The organism is Vitreimonas sp., from assembly GCF_036392335.1.
Classification (GTDB): domain Bacteria; phylum Pseudomonadota; class Alphaproteobacteria; order Caulobacterales; family Aquidulcibacteraceae; genus Vitreimonas.
The window spans coordinates 58,748-75,050 of sequence record NZ_DASVYD010000045.1; the positions used below are offsets into that span (position 1 = coordinate 58,748).

A 16,303-nucleotide genomic window follows, 5' to 3' on the forward strand; every position below is an offset into this window, starting at 1 on the left:
TACACGTCGGACTCGATCTGAGAAAACCCCTAAAGGGCTTGCGCTTTGCCGCAGGGCGGGGTTCCTGGCGGCCATGTCTCATATTGGCGCCACCAATTCGCTCGTCGACGTCGCCGGCCTCAGTGTCGGCTGCGCCGAGGATCACAAGGCGCTGACGGGCGTCACGGTGATCGTGCCAGATCAGCGCGCGGTGTGTGCAGTCGATGTGCGCGGCGGCGGCCCGGGCACGCGCGAGACCGACGCGCTGGCGGCGGAGAATTTGGTCGATGCGGTGGATGCGCTCGTGTTGGCGGGTGGCTCCGTGTATGGATTGGCCGCGGCTGATGGCGTGGCGGCGATGATGGGCGCGGAAGGGCGGGGCTTCGGGCTCGTTGACGCGCCCGGCGTGCCGAGATCTCCGGTCATTCCGGCGGCGATTCTTTACGATCTCGCCAATGGCGGCGACAAAACTTGGGGCGACGCGCCGCCCTACAATGATTTGGGCCGCGCGGCTTACGCGGCGCGCGCCCGCGCGGCGCCGCTCGGCAATGCGGGCGCCGGCCTTGGCGCCAAGGCCGGCGCGCTCAAGGGCGGACAAGGCAGCGCGAGCATCGTCACGGCGGATGGATGCACTGTCGCCGCGCTCGCCTGCGTGAACGCCTTCGGTTCGACCACGATGCCAGGCAGTCGCGCTTTCTGGGCGCATGCGTTCGAGATCGATGGCGAGTTCGGCGGCGTGCGTCCGGATGCGGCGCACGCCTTCGATCTTGAGGATTGGGAGGGGGCCAAGGCCAATCCTGCGCCGCGCGCGAATACCACGATCGCCTGTGTCGCCGTGGATGCCGATCTCACACCCGCCGAATGCAAGCGCGTCGCGCAGATGGCGAGCGCGGGCTTGGCGCGCGCGATCCGACCGGTGTTTGCGCCCTTCGACGGCGATGTCGTGTTCGCGCTGGCGACGGCGGCGCGGCCCATTGCCGAACCCCGCGCCTTGTCGGTCGCGCGCCTCGGCGCGCTCGCCGCCGATTGTCTCGCCCGCGCCGTGGCGCGCGGCGTCCACGCAGCGACGAGTGTGGGCGCGCTCAAAGCGTGGCGCGATCTCTGAGGTGTCGGCGCCGCCACGCTTAGCGCGGCGTGTAGTATTCAAGACCAGCTTGCGCTTGATCGTGACGATGTCGCGACAGTGCGTCGATGGTCCGATCCCAGGAACGGACGCCATTGCGTAGATCGCTCGTCTGACGCGTTGTCGCGGAGGTCTGTGACGATGTGCGAGTAGTTCAGGTCCTCCGTTCAGCGGGGAGCATAAGGCGGCCAACGCCGCGGCGACCGGCGAAGCCGTGGCGCGTCCGCCCTGGCGCAAGAGGCCCGCCGCGTATTTGGAGATTCGACATTGAAGCCGCCCGCCGGAGGTGCGCTCGATGCGTGCGGATATCGCGGCGTCGGGGGCGATCGTGTGACTTTACAGGGCGAGCGCCGGCCAATCCTGGGGATTGGCCGGCGCTCGTGAGTGCGCTGTAGGTTGCGGGGGTTCAAGCCGCCGCGCTCTTGAACACGCCATTGATGACAGATGCTTGGGCGCCGCGCGCCGCTCGTGGGATGCTGCTCTGCAATGGCGCATGCAGGTTCTCTCTCGTGGTGCGCTTGGCGCTGTGCGGCCCGGTGATCCTTATCGAGCGGAGATGGGCTGCGGAATGCCTGCACAAGAATCGTCCTTGCGTCCGCCCGCACCGGCAAAGGCCCGGGGTCATGGCTATTGGCCGTGCGAGGCCGAGCGATCCTTGGTTCGGGATGGCAATCTCTTGGTTACAATCGAAGTCGTCACGGGCTGCAGCAGAAAGCGCGACATCGTCGGCGGGCTAGGTGAACTAAGCAGCGCGCAATGTCATGGCGTGATCGCCCTAAACATACTGACGGCGCTGGCCGCCAGAGCAAACGTGGCGGCCACTCCCATCGCGAGATGTGGCGCCGCGCCCAGAGGAAAAGCCGTGAAGAGCTGCGCGACAAGCGCGGCGCCGCCAGCCTGTCCAAGCAGTCGCGCAGTGCCCTGCATGCCACCGGCAGCGCCGCTGCGCGTCAGCGGCGCTGCGAGAAACATGTTGCGGTTGTTGGCAACCTGGAAGAGGCCGAAGCCGATCCCGGACGCCACTAGGAATGGCACGAGCACGATGGGATTACGCAACGGCCAAGCCGCCACTGCGAACATGCCAAGAGCAAGTAGAGACGCACCGGACACGCAAAGCACGCTGCTGCTGGCCCACCGCGACAGGCGTCCTGCAACAAACGCTGTCGCTGCGATACTAAGCGGCCAAACCGTAAGGTAGAGGCCCACCATCGAGGGCGACAGACCCAGGCCCACTTGAAGGTAAAACGGCAGGGCGATCAATCCGGCAGTCTGGCCAACGAAGCACAGCACCGACGCGAGAATGGAGTTGCGAAACGAGGCGCCGCGCAACAGGTCCAGCGGCAATAATGGCCGGCTGCGATTGGCTTCGCGAGCGATCAGCGTAGCGAATGCCAGGAGGCTCGCCAAAAGCATGCATCCAGCCGCCAACGGATGAGGCACCGCGACGTTGATGCCGAAAATCAGAAGCCCGAATGCCGCGAAGTTGAGGGCGATGCTGAGGAAGTCTGTGCGCTGGCTGGCGGGGGCGACCAGCGGCAAGGCGGGTGAGGCGAGAAGAACCAGAGTGCTCAGCGGCAGCTCGAACACGAAGAGCCAATTCCAACTAAAGTGCGAGAGTATGATCGCCGCTATGGCGGGCCCAGCGGCGGCCGCAAGCGCGACTGTCATCGCGTTCCAGCCGATAGCGGCCGCGAGCAAGCGGTCCGAAACTGTCGCTCTGAGCAGCGCCACCCCCAGCGCCAGGATCGCGCTCGCGCCCAGCCCCTGAATGAAGCGCGCCAGCAGAAGCTGGGGCAACGACGCCGATGACGCTGCTATGAGTGCGGCGGCGGTGAATGTGATGACGCCAGCCGCGAACACGCGCCGCAATCCAAATCGCTCGCCCAACGCAGCGCTGGGCAACAAAGCCATGACGACCGCGAGCTGATACACCGTTACTACGAGAATGGCGGTCGATGGATCTATGTGCAGAGAGGCGGCAATGGACGGTAGGCTGAGATTGGCGCCGCCGGCGTCAATGACGACGAGCGCCATTGCAGCCAAGATTGCAGCAATCGGGACAGCACGCCTCGGATCAAGCGATTTTGTAGTGCTGTCGCCAGCGCCCTCGGTCTGAGTGGTCATGGCGCGGTGGGAACCCAAATGCCGTCACGCTGCACATATCGCGTCACTCGCTTATCGACGGCGTCTTCTTTCTTCAGGTCGCGTTCTGTGAAGCGAAAGAGCAGCGCCGGGCCCGAGACGCATAGCGTGTCGTGGATGTCGCCGGGCAAGTACACTTGCGCTTGGCCGGGCCCCACCAGAGTCGCGTTACGCTTCACGAGCCTGGTCTGGCCAGCTCCATCTTCGACGCGCGCATAGGAGCCCATTTCGCTCTCGCCCTGTTGCACGGCGTAGATCACCCAACTGCGGCCGTGGTCATGCGGCGGGCGGTAGAGCGCTGCTTGCTCGAAATGCGCGAGCAGCACAAAGCCACTCTCGACGTCGCGATAGAGTTCACGGCTTGCCGGTTGGTCCCGGTGGAGTTCGGCGAGCCACGGCTCCTCAGGGGAGGCTTGCGCCAAAGCTTCGATCTGATCTCGAGCGGCGGCGACGAGTTCTGAGGTCAGCGGCCCCCAGATGGCGCTCATGCGCGCCATGCTCGCTTCTAGAGTGCTTTGTCCCATAACGCCGTCTCCTTGGTGTGGTGACGAATTTGGGTCGATAAGTGATGGGGCGGAAGACGCACTGATTGCAGGTTATTCGTGCGTTGGACGCCATGTCATGGTACAAGGGACTAATGTCGGCCCCTGATCTGAACTTGCTGGTCGCGCTGGACGTGCTTCTCGAAGAGGGCAGCGTGGCGGGCGCAGCAGAGCGTTTGCGGCTTAGTCCTTCGGCGATGAGCCGGACTCTGGCGCGGCTCAGGGAGGCCACGGGAGATCCGTTGCTGGTGCGTGCGGGGCGGGGCCTGGTCCCGACTCCGCGCGCGCTTGAGCTTCAGGAACGCGTGGGCGCGTTGGTGGACGAAGGTCAAGCGCTCCTTCGCCCATCGAAGGCGCTGAACCTGGCAACGGTGGAGCGCACCTTCACCATGCGAACCAGCGATGGGTTCGTTGAGAACTTCGGGGCGCGCTTACTCGCGCGTATTGCTGCGGACGCCCCTGGCATTCGCCTGAACTTCCTCCAAAAGCCCGACAAAGACAGCGCGCCCCTGCGCGAAGGACGCATCGACCTCGAGACTGCCCTCGTTGAGCCAGTCATGGGACCGGAGCTTCGCGCCCAGGCGCTCTTTCGCGATCGCCTCATCGGCGTGATCAGGGCGGCGCATCCGCTCGCGGGAAAGAAGATTGGTCTGAAAAGCTACACCGAGGCCCGCCACGTCATCGTCTCTCGAACCGGTTTCGACGAAGACTCGATGGAAGGAAAATTGCTGCCGGAGAAATTTAAACGGAATGTCGCGAGTTCGGTGGGCGGATTTGCGACCGCGCTTGCGATTGCGAGATTGTCGGACTTGGTCGCGACGGTGCCAGAGCTGCACACTGCATCGTTGCGCGAAGGTATGGTCAGCTTTGCGCTGCCGGTTCGTGCTTCCGACTTCGCCGTTTCGCTCGTTTGGCATCCGCGGCTAGATGCCGACCCAGTTCATCGGTGGCTTCGATCCTGCATCCGCGCTGTCTGCGCGGCCGGTTAGGTTGAGTCCAACAACCGGCTTCACCCCCGTTCTGGGGAAGTATCGCGGATGGTTTGTTTTTGAGATCGTGCTGACTTTGGCCACCTAGTCTGGGTGCTTGCAAGCGCGCGCCAGCGATCGCCGCCCGCCAGGGTCGAGACGCGCAGCGGCTCGGTCGCATCGCGACAAGAGCGCGGGCGCGCGTCCGCGGGCGACGCCCAAACCCCGCCCCCAAACTCAACCCTCCCAAACTATCGAAGAATATCTCTTCGTCGCCGGCACTCTCAAAACCGGTGCATCTCTCTCATCGCAAAACATGTCGGATCTCAGCCATTCCAGTTCAGCTTGGGGATCGCCAGCCGTTGGGGCAAAAGCTGTTCTCTGGTGCGGCGATGGCGATAGTGGAGGCCTGATAAGGATCAGAATGAAATGGAGCCAGACGCGCCTGAGGCTGGACCCACGTGCTTTGTGTATGGGCTTCAAGCGGCGAGCTGGACCAGCGGCGCCATCCTTGAGCCAGGCATGACAAAGATTGGCTTCACGGCGCGCACCGTCGCGGAGCGCCTTCGAAGTGCCGGTCAAAGACAACCGGGTCGAGCGGGCGGTTCACGCGCACCTGAAATCGCAGGGCCGCCATATTGCCGCCGGTTCGGCGGTCGAGTGGTTTGCGATAGAGCCTGCGGAGGCAAAGGACATCGTGACGTCCTTCGCTTCAGGGGCGATGGACATGGAATTGGCTCTGAGCGCGGCCGCGCAGAAGGCGTCTGCTGTGCGCAACCGATCGAGCATTCGTCACAAGGAAATCACGATGAGCCGCGCGCGCGCTGAGGCGCTGCGCGAGGTGCGGGCCGCAGCCGATCAGGGCCAATCGCGCAGCACGATTGCAGACGGCAGGTGGGGTGCGGCGGCAGTCGCGCTCGCGGTCGAGTTGGGGATCAGCAAGGACGCCGCCTTTGTGCTGATGCGGGAATGGTTTTCCGATTAGCGGCGTGCCGTGCGCGGAGCCTATGTGTCGTCGGCGCTCTCAAGCCTCAATTCTCTGGTCCCCGGTGCGGCTCGTCATATGGTGCGCCAGTAACTGCGTCATCACGCCTGGGCGCCTCGTCGCCGTCGGGCGCCGGCATGCTGTTTAGAGTGTTCTGCTGGCTGTTGCACTATTGAAAGCCGGCCTCCCAGCCTTGCCGATAGAGAGCATCCTGGTCGTAGGCCTCAACGTCGCGTGTAAACTTGAAGAACAGGGTCATGCCGCCCGCGGCGTAACCCGTTTCACATCCGTCCTTATAGCCGGCCTGGAAGTTCGGCGGCCCATCAGGCACGGTGTCCAGCCCGCAAGCGGCCAGCAAGAACGCGGACGGAAGTGCAACAAGTCTCATGATCTCCCCTTGTGCAAGGCTAGTCCGCTGCTGGCGGATTGGTCAAAGCAGTTTTGTGGCGGTGCGGACCAGCGCAGATACCCGCAGCACGCTTGAATGCCTCGCGCGCCAATCTGGCCAGGTCCGTCGCTCGCGGGTGACCAGCCTGCGCGACAAACCATGCGAAATCCGCGTCAACGATCGAAGCCCGCAGGGCCGAGACGCCAGCGGACGCGGGCGACGCTCAATTGCATCACGCCTCCCGCACTCACTCCAAAACGCAAACCCCGGAACACCCCCCGCCACACCTGGGTTGGTATGGGGGGTCGATGTAGTCTTCGCCAAGATCGTGCCCGATCGCGTGATCGTCGAGATCGTGACCTTCAAGTCCGACGATCCTCTATTCGCAGCCGCCATGACCACGACCTGGACGCTGACCTCTAATAATGACGTCACTGAAGTCAGCATCATCGCCGAAGATACGCCTCCGGGCATCAAGGAGAGCGATCACCTGGAAGGCCTACATGCCTCGCTCGACAATCTTGCCAGGTTCGTTGCGCGCGCATGAGCGACCTGCGCGACAAACCACGCGAGATTCGCACGCGAGCGGCGAGGCCATGTTCAATCCATCTCGATCAGCCATGGCGTTCGCCTCGGCGCCCAGCTCTAGCGCGCGCGGCAATCGCGTTCAAAGCAAAGGCGATCAGCGAGGTTGCAAGAATGACGCCCATGATGTGCCACGACGTTGGCGAGCCGGTTGCCGCGGCGAGCTTCTCCGCAGCGCCCGCCGCCAGCGCGAGGGCGACTGCGCTGGTAAGCAATAGCGCAGCGCCTGCGCCGGGCGCGCCGCTGCGCAGAGGCATGGCGATGACGTAGAGGCTCAGCAAACCTAGCGCGATTGAGGCGCCGCCGATCAAGGTCATCAGCGCAAAATAGAGGGGGCGTACGGCAGCGCGGGCAGCTTCCGGCACGGCGGCCTCGTGAAACCACAGCATGTCGCCGACCGTTGCGTAGGTCACCCCGAACCAGATGAAGAATAGAGCCACCAGGCCGAAGAGGCCGCTGCTGATCCAGCGTAGCGTCTGCATTACGATCTCCTCGGCGACGTTGTCGGGTCACAGGAGAGTTCGCGTCTAGCCGGCGCGACGTTGCCGCACGCGCCATACCGATTGTGCATCACGCAGCTGAGAGAACTGCATCGTGGCTTTTGCTCGGCCAAACGAAGCTGCGCGCGGCCTTCACGAACGCGCCGACCGCTGGGGAGAAGGGGCGGCCGCGCACGGTAACGAGCGAGACGGTGCGTGTGAATTCGGGTGAAACGATGGGGCGCACGGCGACATCGCTGGGGAAGGCGAAGTTTTCGGGGAAGAAGCCCCAGCCCATGCCGGAGCGGATCATGCCGAGCACCCAATCATCGCGCTCGCTTTTGAACACGACTTTCACCTGCACGCCTTGGCGCGCGAACTGATCGCCGGCGAAATCGCCAAGGTCGCAATTGATGCGATTGACATAGGGCTCGTTGTCGAGATCGGCGACGTGGATTTCTTTCTGGTTGGCGAGGCGATGCTGCATGGGTAGCACCGCCACATAACGCTCGCGATAAAGCGGCAGGGCGTGGAAGCGATCGTCGATCTCCTCCGGATGGCCGAGTACCGCGATTTCGCGTTCGCCTGATGTGAGCTGTTGGAGAACGTCTTTCACGGAGCCATCAGAAACATTGAGGTCGACGCCGGGATTGGCTTGGCGGAAGCCGACGATGAAGTCGGCCATCAGAGTCGGGCTGAGCGTGCACATGGCGCAGAGCTTCAGTTCCACGTTCTTCATTTTGCCGACGGATTTCGCGCGCACGCGCGCGGCGTCGGCCTGCGCTTGGATCGACTGGATGTAGGGCAGCATCATCCGGCCGAGCTCGGAGAGGTGGGTTTGATTGCGTTCGCGGTTGAAGAGGCGCCCGCCGAGTTCGGCTTCGAGTGCCTGGATGGCGCGGGTGAGCGCGGGCTGGGTGACGTTACAAGTCTCGGCGGCGCGGGTGAAATTGAGCTCGCGCGCCAGCGCCAGAAAGTACCGGATCTGCTGCATTTCCATGGGCTACCCCTCCCACGTTGGCGATTTGGCCAGACGGCGCCTGACACGGCGCTCTAGTGCTTGAGTTCGTTGCGTAAGGGCGCCGGTTACAGGTCGAGCGACATTTTCCGGCGCGCGAAGAAAACATTGGGAGATTCCTGCGCTGCCTCCGCGCCCAAGCGGTTGAGTTCGTCGGCGCTGCGCTCCTGCTGCCCGCACCCGAGCGCCAGCAGGTGAGCGCCCGCGCGCTCCTTCAGCGTCAGGCCTGAATCGAGGCTGCCGGGGAAGACGAGCAGGTCGGCGTTGGCGGCCGCTTCGGTGACGAGTGCTTCGTCTGCGGCGGGGCTATCTTCAGGATGGCGAAGGACATGGCAGACCTTGCGCCCATCCGCCTCAACGATCAGCGCCGCTGATCCGTGCCCGCCCCAGAATGTCACGCGCATGGTTACGCCGCTTCTAAGTCGCGCGCTGCCGGCGCCGCTGTTGCGGTTACGTCGCCGGTGATGAGGCGCGCGCCGCGTTCGAAGGTGAGGTAGCTCCAAAACCAATCGATGGTGACTGCGAGGCGATTGCGGAAGCCGATCAGGAAATAGACGTGCGCGGCGCTCCAAACGAGCCAACCAATGAATCCGCGCAAATGAAAGCCGTTGAAGTTCGCAACGGCGGCCTTGCGGCCGACCGTGGCGAGGTTGCCGAAGTCGACATAGCGGAACGGTTTGGTGAAACGTTTGCGGCGGAGTGCCGCTTTGATCGTTTCAGCAGCATGAACGCCTTGCTGCTTCGCGACTGGCGCTACGCCGGGCAACGGTTTGCCTGACGCACCATCGACCGCGGCGCAGTCGCCGATGACATAGATGTTGTCGTGTCCCGGCGCGCGGAGGTCGGCGCCGATAGTGGCGCGCCCAGCGCGATCGGCGGGAATGTTCAACCAGCGCGCTGCGGGTGAGGATTGCACGCCGGCAGCCCAGATCACGCAGCGCGAGTCGATACGCTCGGCGCCAAGCTTGATGCCGTAGGCGTCGATGGATGTCACCGGCACGCCGGTGCGGACTTCGACGCCGAGACACTCAAGCGATCGTTGCGCGCTTGCGGATAGGTCTTCAGGGAAGGCGCCGAGAACGCACGGACCGGCTTCGACCAGGATGATGCGCGCGCAATGCGGGTTGATGCGGCGATAGTCTTTGGCGAGCGCCTTCTTGGCGAGTTCGGCAATGGCGCCGGCGGTTTCGACGCCAGTCGGGCCGCCGCCGATGACGACGAAGGTTGTGAGTCTCGCGCGTTCGGCCGGATCGGACTCAAGTTCGGCGCGTTCGAAAGCGAGCAGGATGCGCTTGCGCTGCTCGGTCGCGTCTTCGAGCGTCTTGAGGCCCGGCGCAAAACGCTCCCACTCATCGCGGCCGAAGTAGGAGTGGCGCGCGCCGGTGGCGACGATGAGGTGGTCGTAGGCGACGCGCCGTTCGCCGAGCATGATTTGCTGCGCAGCGGTGTCGATGCCGTCGACATGACCGAGCACGACATCGGTGTTGCGCTGGTGGCGCAGGATGGCGCGGATCGGTGTGGCGATTTGCGTTGGCGCGAGGCCGGCTGTCGCCACTTGGTACAGCAGCGGCTGAAACAGGTGATGGTTGCGTCGGTCAATCAGGATGACGTGCGCCTTGGTGTGCGCGAGCGCCTTCGCGGCGGAGAGGCCGCCAAAACCCGCGCCAATGATGACGACGCGGGGGCGTCCCTCGAGCTCTTTGCGCCGTTCTGCTTCGATCGGACAGCCGTCGACAGTGCGCTTCACGTGACCCTCACGCGTTGCGCGGCGATCCGGCGCGTGCGGCGGACGCGCTGAGCGGGCCGTTTCAGGATCGCTTCGACCGGGCGGGCGAGGGCGGCCATCTCGCGGCAGAGCTGAACCAGGCCAAGATCAGAGCTGGCGCTCATCCAATCGATGTCGTCTTGCATGGCGGTTCCTCCTTGTTGTGAGGAGATGATGGGAGGTAGCGGCGGCGAGTTAAAATGCCAGTTCGTTATCGCGCGTATGCGCGCCGCTTATGCGACGATGACGAGATCGACCGGCGCTGCGGCGCCTTCTACGTAGGCCTTCGGCGCGATGCGGCGGTAGGGGGGATCCAGACCCTGCGCGCGCGCTTGATCGAACGCCGCTCGGGTGGTGATGACGCGCGCGTGCTCGAGCTTCGCGTGCTTTTCAAGCTTGGCCGCGAGATTCACGGCATCGCCGATGACAGTGAACTCCAGCCTATCATCGTGGCCGATGACACCGTGGACCACGTCGCCGTGTGTGATGGCGACGGCAACACTCAAGGGTGGAGCGTTGCGGCGGGCGCGTTCGACGGCCCAATCATCGCCTGCTTTGAGCAAGGCGGGCACGATGGAGAAGGCTTTCGCGGCCTCGGAGCCCGAGTTGTCGCCGCCGAAGCTGACGAGGATGCCGTCGCCCAAGTATTTGTCCACGCTGCCGCCCGCGCTTTCAACGATTGGGACGAAGCGGCTTTGGTATTCTTGTAGAATGCCGATCACATCCGAGGGCGGCAGGCTCGCGGAGGCTATGCTGAAGCCGCGCAAGTCGAGGAACATGATCGCCATCGGCTTCAGTTCGCCGTCGCCAGCCTTGAGCTCAGAGGCGGCAGAGCGCACGCGCTTCGCAGCGCTTGCATCCAGGAAGCGCGACAAGTCCCGCGCAGCGGTTTCTTCGACCGCGGTACGCGTGAGCAGCACGCGTGCTCGGGAGACCGCAAGCGCCAGCACCAACGTGGCGCCGAGCAGGGCGACGATCTTCTCCGCTTCCGCGCCCCAGAATACAGAAAGCGAGGTCATGTAGGCCGGGTAATCGCTCGCGACCGGGGCATTGGAGGCGGCGATCAGCACGAGGATACACCAGCCGGCGATTGCGAGCGCCCCCGTCAGCAGCACGTGTCCGGTGTCGAAACGGAGCGCGCGGAGGGCGATCAGGATGAAAGCGTAGAGGAGCGTGGGGCCTTTGAGGTAGAGCGCGGCGGGCGCATCATATTGGAGCGTGAAGCTCCAGATCAGCAGCATCAGCACGCTGACGTCGACGACTGCCGAGATCGAAAGTAGCCGCCGCGATAACGTGTCGGCGTAAGCGCGATTGAGCCGCCAGGCGACGAACGCGCCATAGAGTGCCAGCGCAATTGGCACAGGCTGCAGGCCCATGCTCATGAAAGCCGGTAGCGAGGCGGCGTACAGCAGCAGGAAGAAGGCGACACCGGCGAGCTGAACCCAGCCAACCAATATCTCTGACACACTCTCCGCTTCGCGAATCGCCCGGATAACGCGCTCCGGCGGCATCGGCGGATTGGTCAGCTCGTCCCAGACTCGCCTGAGCGGCGCGGCAAATGGGCGGGCGCCCAGGTCGCGCCACGGCGCTGCGGCCGCCATCAGAGATACATCGCGCCGAGATCGACGCTGGTGCTCTTGTTGAGGGCATTGAAATTGTCGTCGAGCCAGTGCTCGGCACGCTCACGGCCGACGTCGCGGAGGTGGGTGAGGAACTCCCAATCGGCGTTCATCTTAGATGAGACGCCGAGGTCGCGCATGAAGTCCTGGCCTTCGATGGCGTGGATCAGCATGCGCTTCATCTTGCCGTCGTCGATGGTGCCATCATCGATCATCTTGGTGACGAACGCGATGGCGCGCATTTCGCGCATCAACGACGAGTTGAAGCTGATCTCGTTGATGCGGTTCATGATGTCACGCGCAGTGGTCGGCGTTTCCATGCGCTCGATCGGGTTGATGTGCACGACGACGATGTCGCGGCTGTCGCACTTGTAGATCAGCGGGAAGATGGCCGGGTTGCCCATGTAACCGCCGTCCCAATACGCCTCGCCGTTGATGGTGACGGCTTGGAACATGAAGGGCAGGCAGGCGGAGGCGAGTACGGCATCGGCCGAGAGCTCGTCATTGCCGAAGATCTTCACCTTGCCGGTGCGGACATTGGTGGCCGAGAGGAAGAGCTTCAGCGCGGATTTTTCACGCAGCATGTCGAAATCGACGCTCTCTTCGAGCACTTTGCGCAGCGGATTGTAGTTCAGCGGATTAAATTGGTAGGGGGAGTAGAGCCGCGTCACCAAATCGAACATCACGAACGCCGGCGAGTTCTCCAGCGAGTGATTGTGCTGGGCGCGCTCGAACCAGGTCGGCTGCAGTGGGCTGATCATGCCAGCGTGTGCTACGCGGCGCCAGAAACCCATCAGCGCCTTCTTCGCGCCCTCGCGTCCGCCTTGCGTCATGCCGTACGCCATGACGACGGCGTTCATCGCGCCAGCGCTCGTGGCGGAGAGGCCTTCGAACGCGATGCGCTCATCCTCAAGCAAGCGGTCGAGCACGCCCCAAGCGAAAGCGCCATGCGCGCCGCCGCCTTGAAGCGCGAGGTTGATGGTCTTCGTTTCGGCTGCGGCCGCATTGGCACGCTTCGTGCGCGTTTTCGCGTCAGGCGGCATCGTCATCGTGTCTGGCATGGCGCTTCTCCCCTTGCTCTTGTCAGTGCGCGGTCCAGCCGCCGTCGACCGGCAGCGCCGTCCCGGTGATGGACGACGCGGCTTCGCTGGCGAGGAATACGGCGAGCGCCCCTATCTCGGTTACTTGCGCGAAGCGTTTGTTCGGCTGGGCCTTCAGCAGCACGTCGCTGATCACCTTCTCGCGCGGGATCATGTGCGCCTTGGCCTGGTCCTCGATCTGCTTCTCGACCAGCGGCGTGTAGACGTAGCCCGGGCAAATGGCGTTGGCGGTGATGTTGGCCTGCGCCACTTCGAGCGCGACGGTCTTGGTTAGGCCAATCACGCCGTGCTTCGCCGCGACGTAGGCGGATTTGTACGGCGATGCGACCAGGCCGTGCGCCGAAGCGACATTGATGATGCGACCATAACCGCGCGCTTTCATGCCTGGCAGGGCGGCGCGAATGGCGTGGAAGGCCGACGAAAGATTGATCGCGAGAATCGCGTCCCATTTCTCCGGCGGAAACTCATCCACTGGCGCCACGTGTTGAATGCCTGCATTGTTGACGAGAATGTCGACGCCGCCGGCTTGCGCCTTGGCGTAGTCCATCATCTCGCCCACGGCGGCGGCCTTCGAAAGATCCGCGCCGTGATAGAAGGCGGCGACATTGTGCGTTTGTTCGAGCTTTTGACGGGTGTCCTCGATTTGCATCCTGTCGCCGAAACCGTTGAGCACGATGGTCGCGCCCTCTCTGGCAAGAGCTTCGGCGACGCCGAGGCCAATGCCGCTTGTCGAGCCCGTGACGAGCGCCGTGCGGCCTTGCAGCGGACGCATCATGGCGGCGGGCTTCTTCATTTCCGTGGTGGTGAGCATGTCGCGTTCCTGTGTTGAGGGGAGGGTGCAGGCGCTGGCGCGCCGGCGGAAATGCCGGAAAAGCATCAGGCCGATGCCCCCTTGGTTTGAAGATTGATCGCGAGCGCGCACGCGAGCAGCAGCGCTACGCCAACGCCGGCGACGGCGGCTTCCCAACCGAAGCGATCGAACAGCTGACCCAGCACCGCGCTGCCCGCGAGGCCGCCGAGGAAATAGCTGGCGAGATAGAGCCCACTCGCTGCGCCTTTGTCGGCGGTGGCGGCTTGGCTGACGAAGCCCGTGGCGACGGCTTGCGCGAGGAAAGTGCCGATGGCCGCGAGCGCCATGCCTGCGAGGACGAGAGGAAGCGCATGCGCCAGCAGGAGCGGCAAGCTGAGCATGGCAGCGGAGAGCCCGAACCACACCGCAATGCGTGCGCCGAACAATTGCGCGATCCGTCCCGCAAGCGGAGTGGTCAGAATGGAAGGCGCGAATACGAAATAGACAAGCCCAAGGCTCATCATCGCGATGCTGAACGGCGCGCGCACGAGCACGAAGTTCACGTAGGTGAACACGCCGATGAACGAAAAAAGGATCAGAAAACCGATCGCGAACGCCGTGCGCAGCGCGGGGTTGGCAAGGTGTGTGGCAAACGCCGCCCATGGCGCGGGCGGCATCATCGGCATGCCCATCCTCCGCGCGTTGCGGATCGTAAAAAACACGAGCACCGCGCCGGCAGCGTTGAGCGCGGCGAACACATAGAAGTTCGTCGCGAGGCCGAAGTGATCAACGAGCCCAGCAGCGACCAAGCGTCCAACCAAGTTGGATGCGACGTTGCCCGTGATATAGGCCGCAAAGGCGCCTGCAGCAGCGCGCTGCGAGCAGCTCTCGCCCAGATGCGCCAACGTCAGCGTGAAAGCGGCCGCCATCAGCATGCCTTGGATCACGCGCAGCACGGTGAAACTCGTGAGATCCGGCGCGTGGGCGAGCAAGATGGTGGGTACGCTCAGCAGCAGCAGCGACCACATGATACCGTGGCGGCGATTGATGCGTGCGCTGAACAGCGCCACGAACAAACCCGAAGCCGCCATGCCAAGCGTGGTGGCGTTGACTGCGACGCCCATCGCGGAAGGCGCAACGCTATAGTGCGCGGCGAGGGCAGGCAGAACGGCCTGCGTCGCGAAGAGATCGACGACAGTGAGAAAAGCTGTGACGCCGATGACGAACGTCGAAAACAGCGCCTCCAGATTCGAGGCTGGCGCGCGTGTATGATCCATCGTGGTCATGGCGAAGCTCTAACTGTGAGAAGAGGACGCGCGGCCGCCTCGGTGCGAGGGCGGGTCGGGGGCTTCAAAGCGGCCGCGCGCGTGCTCAGGCGTTACATGCCGCCTTGAGCGCTACCTTCCGCCGGCGGGATGTCGGCGGAGATGAGGATGGCGGGGCGACGCGAATTGTTGCGCCACCAATGCGAAACTTCGCCTTGTTCGGCGACGACATCGCCTTCGCGGTGCGTGACGCCAACAGCGCACGTGGTGCGATACTCGGTGATCTGGCCTTCGACGACATAGATGTTGGCCGGGCGATCGCCATGGCTATGCAGTGGCACAACGCCGCCGGGCTGCACGACGAGGCGGCGCATGCGCAGATGGCGTCCTGGCACGCCGTAGCGATCGGAGAGATCGATCGAGGCGATCACGTCATCGGTGACGCGGTTCGGCATGGTCGGCGCGTCGGCCAGCGCGTTGGTGGCGACTTGGCCGGTCGGGCATTCACCGGCAAATGCCGGCGCAGCGGAAAGGGCAAGAGCGGCAACGCAAGCGGCCGCGGCGGTCTTGAGCACGTTCATGGAAAACTCCAGCGTCGCGGACTTGCGACACCAAGCTTTTCTCAGAACGACGCCCACGGCTGAAATGCCGGTTCGGCCTTGGGTCTATGCGTGGAGGTAATGGTGCCTTCTAGGTCCGTTTTGACAGGTTCGGACGCGAGCGCTCGTCTCCCAACGCAAAACGGGCGCCCCGGTCCAATTCGAAATCACTGAGCAAGCGCGCGCCGCTGTGGCGGCATGGGTTCGCGGTAAGGCGTTGAAGGAAAGCGATTGGTTCTTCCCGAGTGGGTGGATCGGACTCATCCGATGACAACGCGCGAATATGGTCGGCTGGTCGATGACTGGATTGCCGAGATCGGGCTTGCCCCGTCCGCCTATGGCACGCACTCGCTTAGGCGTACCAAGGCAGCGTTGATCTACCGAAAGACGGGAAACATCCGGGCGGTTCAATTGCTGCTCGGCCAACCAAGCTAGACAGCACCGTCCGATACTTGGGCGTGAGGTCGAGGATGCGTTGGCTATCGCCGAGAGCATAGATGTTTAGTTTCGTCGGTTGAAGCGGAGGATGCGTCAACTCGGTTACTTGCTAGCGCATTTTTCGCCCTATGCTATGAGAGCGCCCGCAACGACAAAAAGCGGGCGCGAAACGCAGATGGACGCTTTGGGCCAGAGAGAACCCGGCCTGGATGGTGAGGCAGTCAAGAAATTGCTTGGGGGCGCAGTCCTAAAGGGACGCGATCCTCTGGCGATTTTGCAGGACGCCGCAATCAATCCCGCGATCTATGGAAACGCTGGGCGCTCCATTGATGGGCCGTCCTTGGTGCGATTGGTGCGCGCCATTCAGCTTTCGATCGATGACGTCTATTTGGGCTTCCTGCCGCACGGCATCAGGATGGCGTTGGAGACAGAACGTCTCTTGTCCTTCTTGCATTGCAGCACATTTGGCGAAGCCTTGCGTGTGAGCATTCGCTTTACAGATGCAATGTCAACCGATG

The 16,303-nt window shown here is 63.7% G+C and carries 17 protein-coding genes and 2 pseudogenes; 6 read left to right on the forward strand and 13 right to left on the reverse strand.

The window, feature by feature from the left end; translation table 11 throughout:
• The first annotated feature begins 73 nt into the window (after positions 1 to 73).
• Entirely contained in the window at positions 74 to 1,084 is a 1,011-nt protein-coding gene (locus VF769_RS10635; RefSeq protein WP_331008380.1) for a P1 family peptidase, read from the forward strand.
• A 777-nt stretch (positions 1,085 to 1,861) separates the two neighbouring features.
• Here the strand turns inward: VF769_RS10635 and VF769_RS10640 are convergent.
• The gene (locus VF769_RS10640; RefSeq protein WP_331008381.1) at positions 1,862 to 3,226 is read right to left on the reverse strand and encodes an MFS transporter; all 1,365 of its coding nucleotides are present in this window, start codon (positions 3,224 to 3,226) and stop codon (positions 1,862 to 1,864) included.
• The gene (locus VF769_RS10645; protein WP_331008382.1) at positions 3,223 to 3,768 is read right to left on the reverse strand and encodes a hypothetical protein; all 546 of its coding nucleotides are present in this window, start codon (positions 3,766 to 3,768) and stop codon (positions 3,223 to 3,225) included. Before VF769_RS10645 ends, VF769_RS10640 begins: the two co-directional genes overlap by 4 nt.
• Positions 3,769 to 3,881: 113 nt before the next feature.
• Between VF769_RS10645 and VF769_RS10650 the strand changes: the two genes are divergently transcribed.
• Both VF769_RS10650 and VF769_RS10655 read left to right on the forward strand, forming a co-directional pair.
• The gene (locus VF769_RS10650; protein ID WP_349258127.1) at positions 3,882 to 4,775 is read left to right on the forward strand and encodes a LysR family transcriptional regulator; all 894 of its coding nucleotides are present in this window, start codon (positions 3,882 to 3,884) and stop codon (positions 4,773 to 4,775) included.
• Positions 4,776 to 5,325: 550 nt separating this feature from the next.
• A complete protein-coding gene (locus VF769_RS10655) occupies positions 5,326 to 5,739 on the forward strand; it encodes a GIY-YIG nuclease family protein (RefSeq protein ID WP_331008384.1) in 414 nt (137 codons plus the stop codon).
• A gap of 169 nt (positions 5,740 to 5,908) precedes the next feature.
• Here the strand turns inward: VF769_RS10655 and VF769_RS10660 are convergent, their stop codons facing one another.
• Complete coding sequence (locus VF769_RS10660; RefSeq protein ID WP_331008385.1) at positions 5,909 to 6,127, reverse strand: hypothetical protein; 219 nt, start codon at positions 6,125 to 6,127, stop codon at positions 5,909 to 5,911.
• Here VF769_RS10660 and VF769_RS10665 point away from each other — a divergent pair.
• Complete coding sequence (locus VF769_RS10665) at positions 6,126 to 6,674, forward strand: SRPBCC domain-containing protein (RefSeq protein ID WP_331008386.1); 549 nt, start codon at positions 6,126 to 6,128, stop codon at positions 6,672 to 6,674. The two genes, VF769_RS10660 and VF769_RS10665, sit on opposite strands and share 2 nt — an antisense overlap.
• Positions 6,675 to 6,741: 67 nt before the next feature.
• On the opposite strand, the gene VF769_RS10670 is transcribed toward VF769_RS10665, so the two are convergent.
• The 10 genes from VF769_RS10670 to VF769_RS10715 form a co-directional block, all read right to left on the reverse strand.
• Positions 6,742 to 7,194 (reverse strand): hypothetical protein, encoded by a 453-nt coding sequence (locus tag VF769_RS10670; RefSeq protein WP_331008387.1) that lies wholly within the window; start codon positions 7,192 to 7,194, stop codon positions 6,742 to 6,744.
• A gap of 88 nt (positions 7,195 to 7,282) precedes the next feature.
• Positions 7,283 to 8,185 (reverse strand): LysR family transcriptional regulator, encoded by a 903-nt coding sequence (locus VF769_RS10675; RefSeq protein ID WP_331008388.1) that lies wholly within the window; start codon positions 8,183 to 8,185, stop codon positions 7,283 to 7,285.
• A gap of 92 nt (positions 8,186 to 8,277) precedes the next feature.
• Positions 8,278 to 8,613, reverse strand: a complete 336-nt coding sequence (locus tag VF769_RS10680; protein ID WP_331008389.1) for a hypothetical protein — start codon at positions 8,611 to 8,613, stop codon at positions 8,278 to 8,280.
• Positions 8,614 to 8,615: 2 nt separating this feature from the next.
• Positions 8,616 to 9,956 carry an NAD(P)/FAD-dependent oxidoreductase gene (locus tag VF769_RS10685; protein ID WP_331008390.1) on the reverse strand — a complete coding sequence of 447 codons (1,341 nt, stop codon included), beginning with the start codon at positions 9,954 to 9,956 and terminating at the stop codon, positions 8,616 to 8,618.
• A complete protein-coding gene (locus VF769_RS10690; protein ID WP_331008391.1) occupies positions 9,953 to 10,120 on the reverse strand; it encodes a hypothetical protein in 168 nt (55 codons plus the stop codon). Before VF769_RS10690 ends, VF769_RS10685 begins: the two co-directional genes overlap by 4 nt.
• Positions 10,121 to 10,207: 87 nt before the next feature.
• Positions 10,208 to 11,575, reverse strand: coding sequence for an adenylate/guanylate cyclase domain-containing protein (locus VF769_RS10695; protein WP_331008392.1), 1,368 nt, complete (start codon positions 11,573 to 11,575; stop codon positions 10,208 to 10,210).
• Positions 11,575 to 12,636, reverse strand: coding sequence for a patatin-like phospholipase family protein (locus tag VF769_RS10700; RefSeq protein WP_349258129.1), 1,062 nt, complete (start codon positions 12,634 to 12,636; stop codon positions 11,575 to 11,577). Before VF769_RS10700 ends, VF769_RS10695 begins: the two co-directional genes overlap by 1 nt.
• 40 nt (positions 12,637 to 12,676) lie before the next feature.
• Entirely contained in the window at positions 12,677 to 13,504 is an 828-nt protein-coding gene (locus VF769_RS10705) for a 3-hydroxybutyrate dehydrogenase (protein ID WP_331008394.1), read from the reverse strand.
• A 65-nt stretch (positions 13,505 to 13,569) separates the two neighbouring features.
• Positions 13,570 to 14,769 carry an MFS transporter gene (locus VF769_RS10710; RefSeq protein ID WP_331008395.1) on the reverse strand — a complete coding sequence of 400 codons (1,200 nt, stop codon included), beginning with the start codon at positions 14,767 to 14,769 and terminating at the stop codon, positions 13,570 to 13,572.
• Positions 14,770 to 14,861: 92 nt separating this feature from the next.
• Positions 14,862 to 15,329 carry a cupin domain-containing protein gene (locus VF769_RS10715; protein ID WP_331008396.1) on the reverse strand — a complete coding sequence of 156 codons (468 nt, stop codon included), beginning with the start codon at positions 15,327 to 15,329 and terminating at the stop codon, positions 14,862 to 14,864.
• Between the two features lie 127 nt (positions 15,330 to 15,456).
• On the opposite strand from VF769_RS10715, the pseudogene VF769_RS18455 reads away from it, so the two are divergent.
• Positions 15,457 to 15,852 (forward strand): annotated as a pseudogene (locus VF769_RS18455) (tyrosine-type recombinase/integrase); the annotation flags it as partial.
• A 207-nt stretch (positions 15,853 to 16,059) separates the two neighbouring features.
• Positions 16,060 to 16,303 (forward strand): annotated as a pseudogene (locus VF769_RS10720) (AraC family transcriptional regulator); the annotation flags it as partial.

Coding starts and splice junctions, on each gene's coding strand:
- VF769_RS10635 (WP_331008380.1), top strand. CDS start 74: ATGTCTCATATTGGCGCCACCAATTCGCTCGTCGACGTCGCCGGCCTC.
- VF769_RS10640 (WP_331008381.1), bottom strand. CDS start 3,226: ATGACCACTCAGACCGAGGGCGCTGGCGACAGCACTACAAAATCGCTT.
- VF769_RS10645 (WP_331008382.1), bottom strand. CDS start 3,768: ATGGGACAAAGCACTCTAGAAGCGAGCATGGCGCGCATGAGCGCCATC.
- VF769_RS10650 (WP_349258127.1), top strand. CDS start 3,882: ATGTCGGCCCCTGATCTGAACTTGCTGGTCGCGCTGGACGTGCTTCTC.
- VF769_RS10665 (WP_331008386.1), top strand. CDS start 6,126: ATGATCTCCCCTTGTGCAAGGCTAGTCCGCTGCTGGCGGATTGGTCAA.
- VF769_RS10660 (WP_331008385.1), bottom strand. CDS start 6,127: ATGAGACTTGTTGCACTTCCGTCCGCGTTCTTGCTGGCCGCTTGCGGG.
- VF769_RS10670 (WP_331008387.1), bottom strand. CDS start 7,194: ATGCAGACGCTACGCTGGATCAGCAGCGGCCTCTTCGGCCTGGTGGCT.
- VF769_RS10675 (WP_331008388.1), bottom strand. CDS start 8,185: ATGCAGCAGATCCGGTACTTTCTGGCGCTGGCGCGCGAGCTCAATTTC.
- VF769_RS10680 (WP_331008389.1), bottom strand. CDS start 8,613: ATGCGCGTGACATTCTGGGGCGGGCACGGATCAGCGGCGCTGATCGTT.
- VF769_RS10690 (WP_331008391.1), bottom strand. CDS start 10,120: ATGCAAGACGACATCGATTGGATGAGCGCCAGCTCTGATCTTGGCCTG.
- VF769_RS10695 (WP_331008392.1), bottom strand. CDS start 11,575: ATGGCGGCCGCAGCGCCGTGGCGCGACCTGGGCGCCCGCCCATTTGCC.
- VF769_RS10700 (WP_349258129.1), bottom strand. CDS start 12,636: ATGCCGCCTGACGCGAAAACGCGCACGAAGCGTGCCAATGCGGCCGCA.
- VF769_RS10705 (WP_331008394.1), bottom strand. CDS start 13,504: ATGCTCACCACCACGGAAATGAAGAAGCCCGCCGCCATGATGCGTCCG.
- VF769_RS10710 (WP_331008395.1), bottom strand. CDS start 14,769: ATGACCACGATGGATCATACACGCGCGCCAGCCTCGAATCTGGAGGCG.
- VF769_RS10715 (WP_331008396.1), bottom strand. CDS start 15,329: ATGAACGTGCTCAAGACCGCCGCGGCCGCTTGCGTTGCCGCTCTTGCC.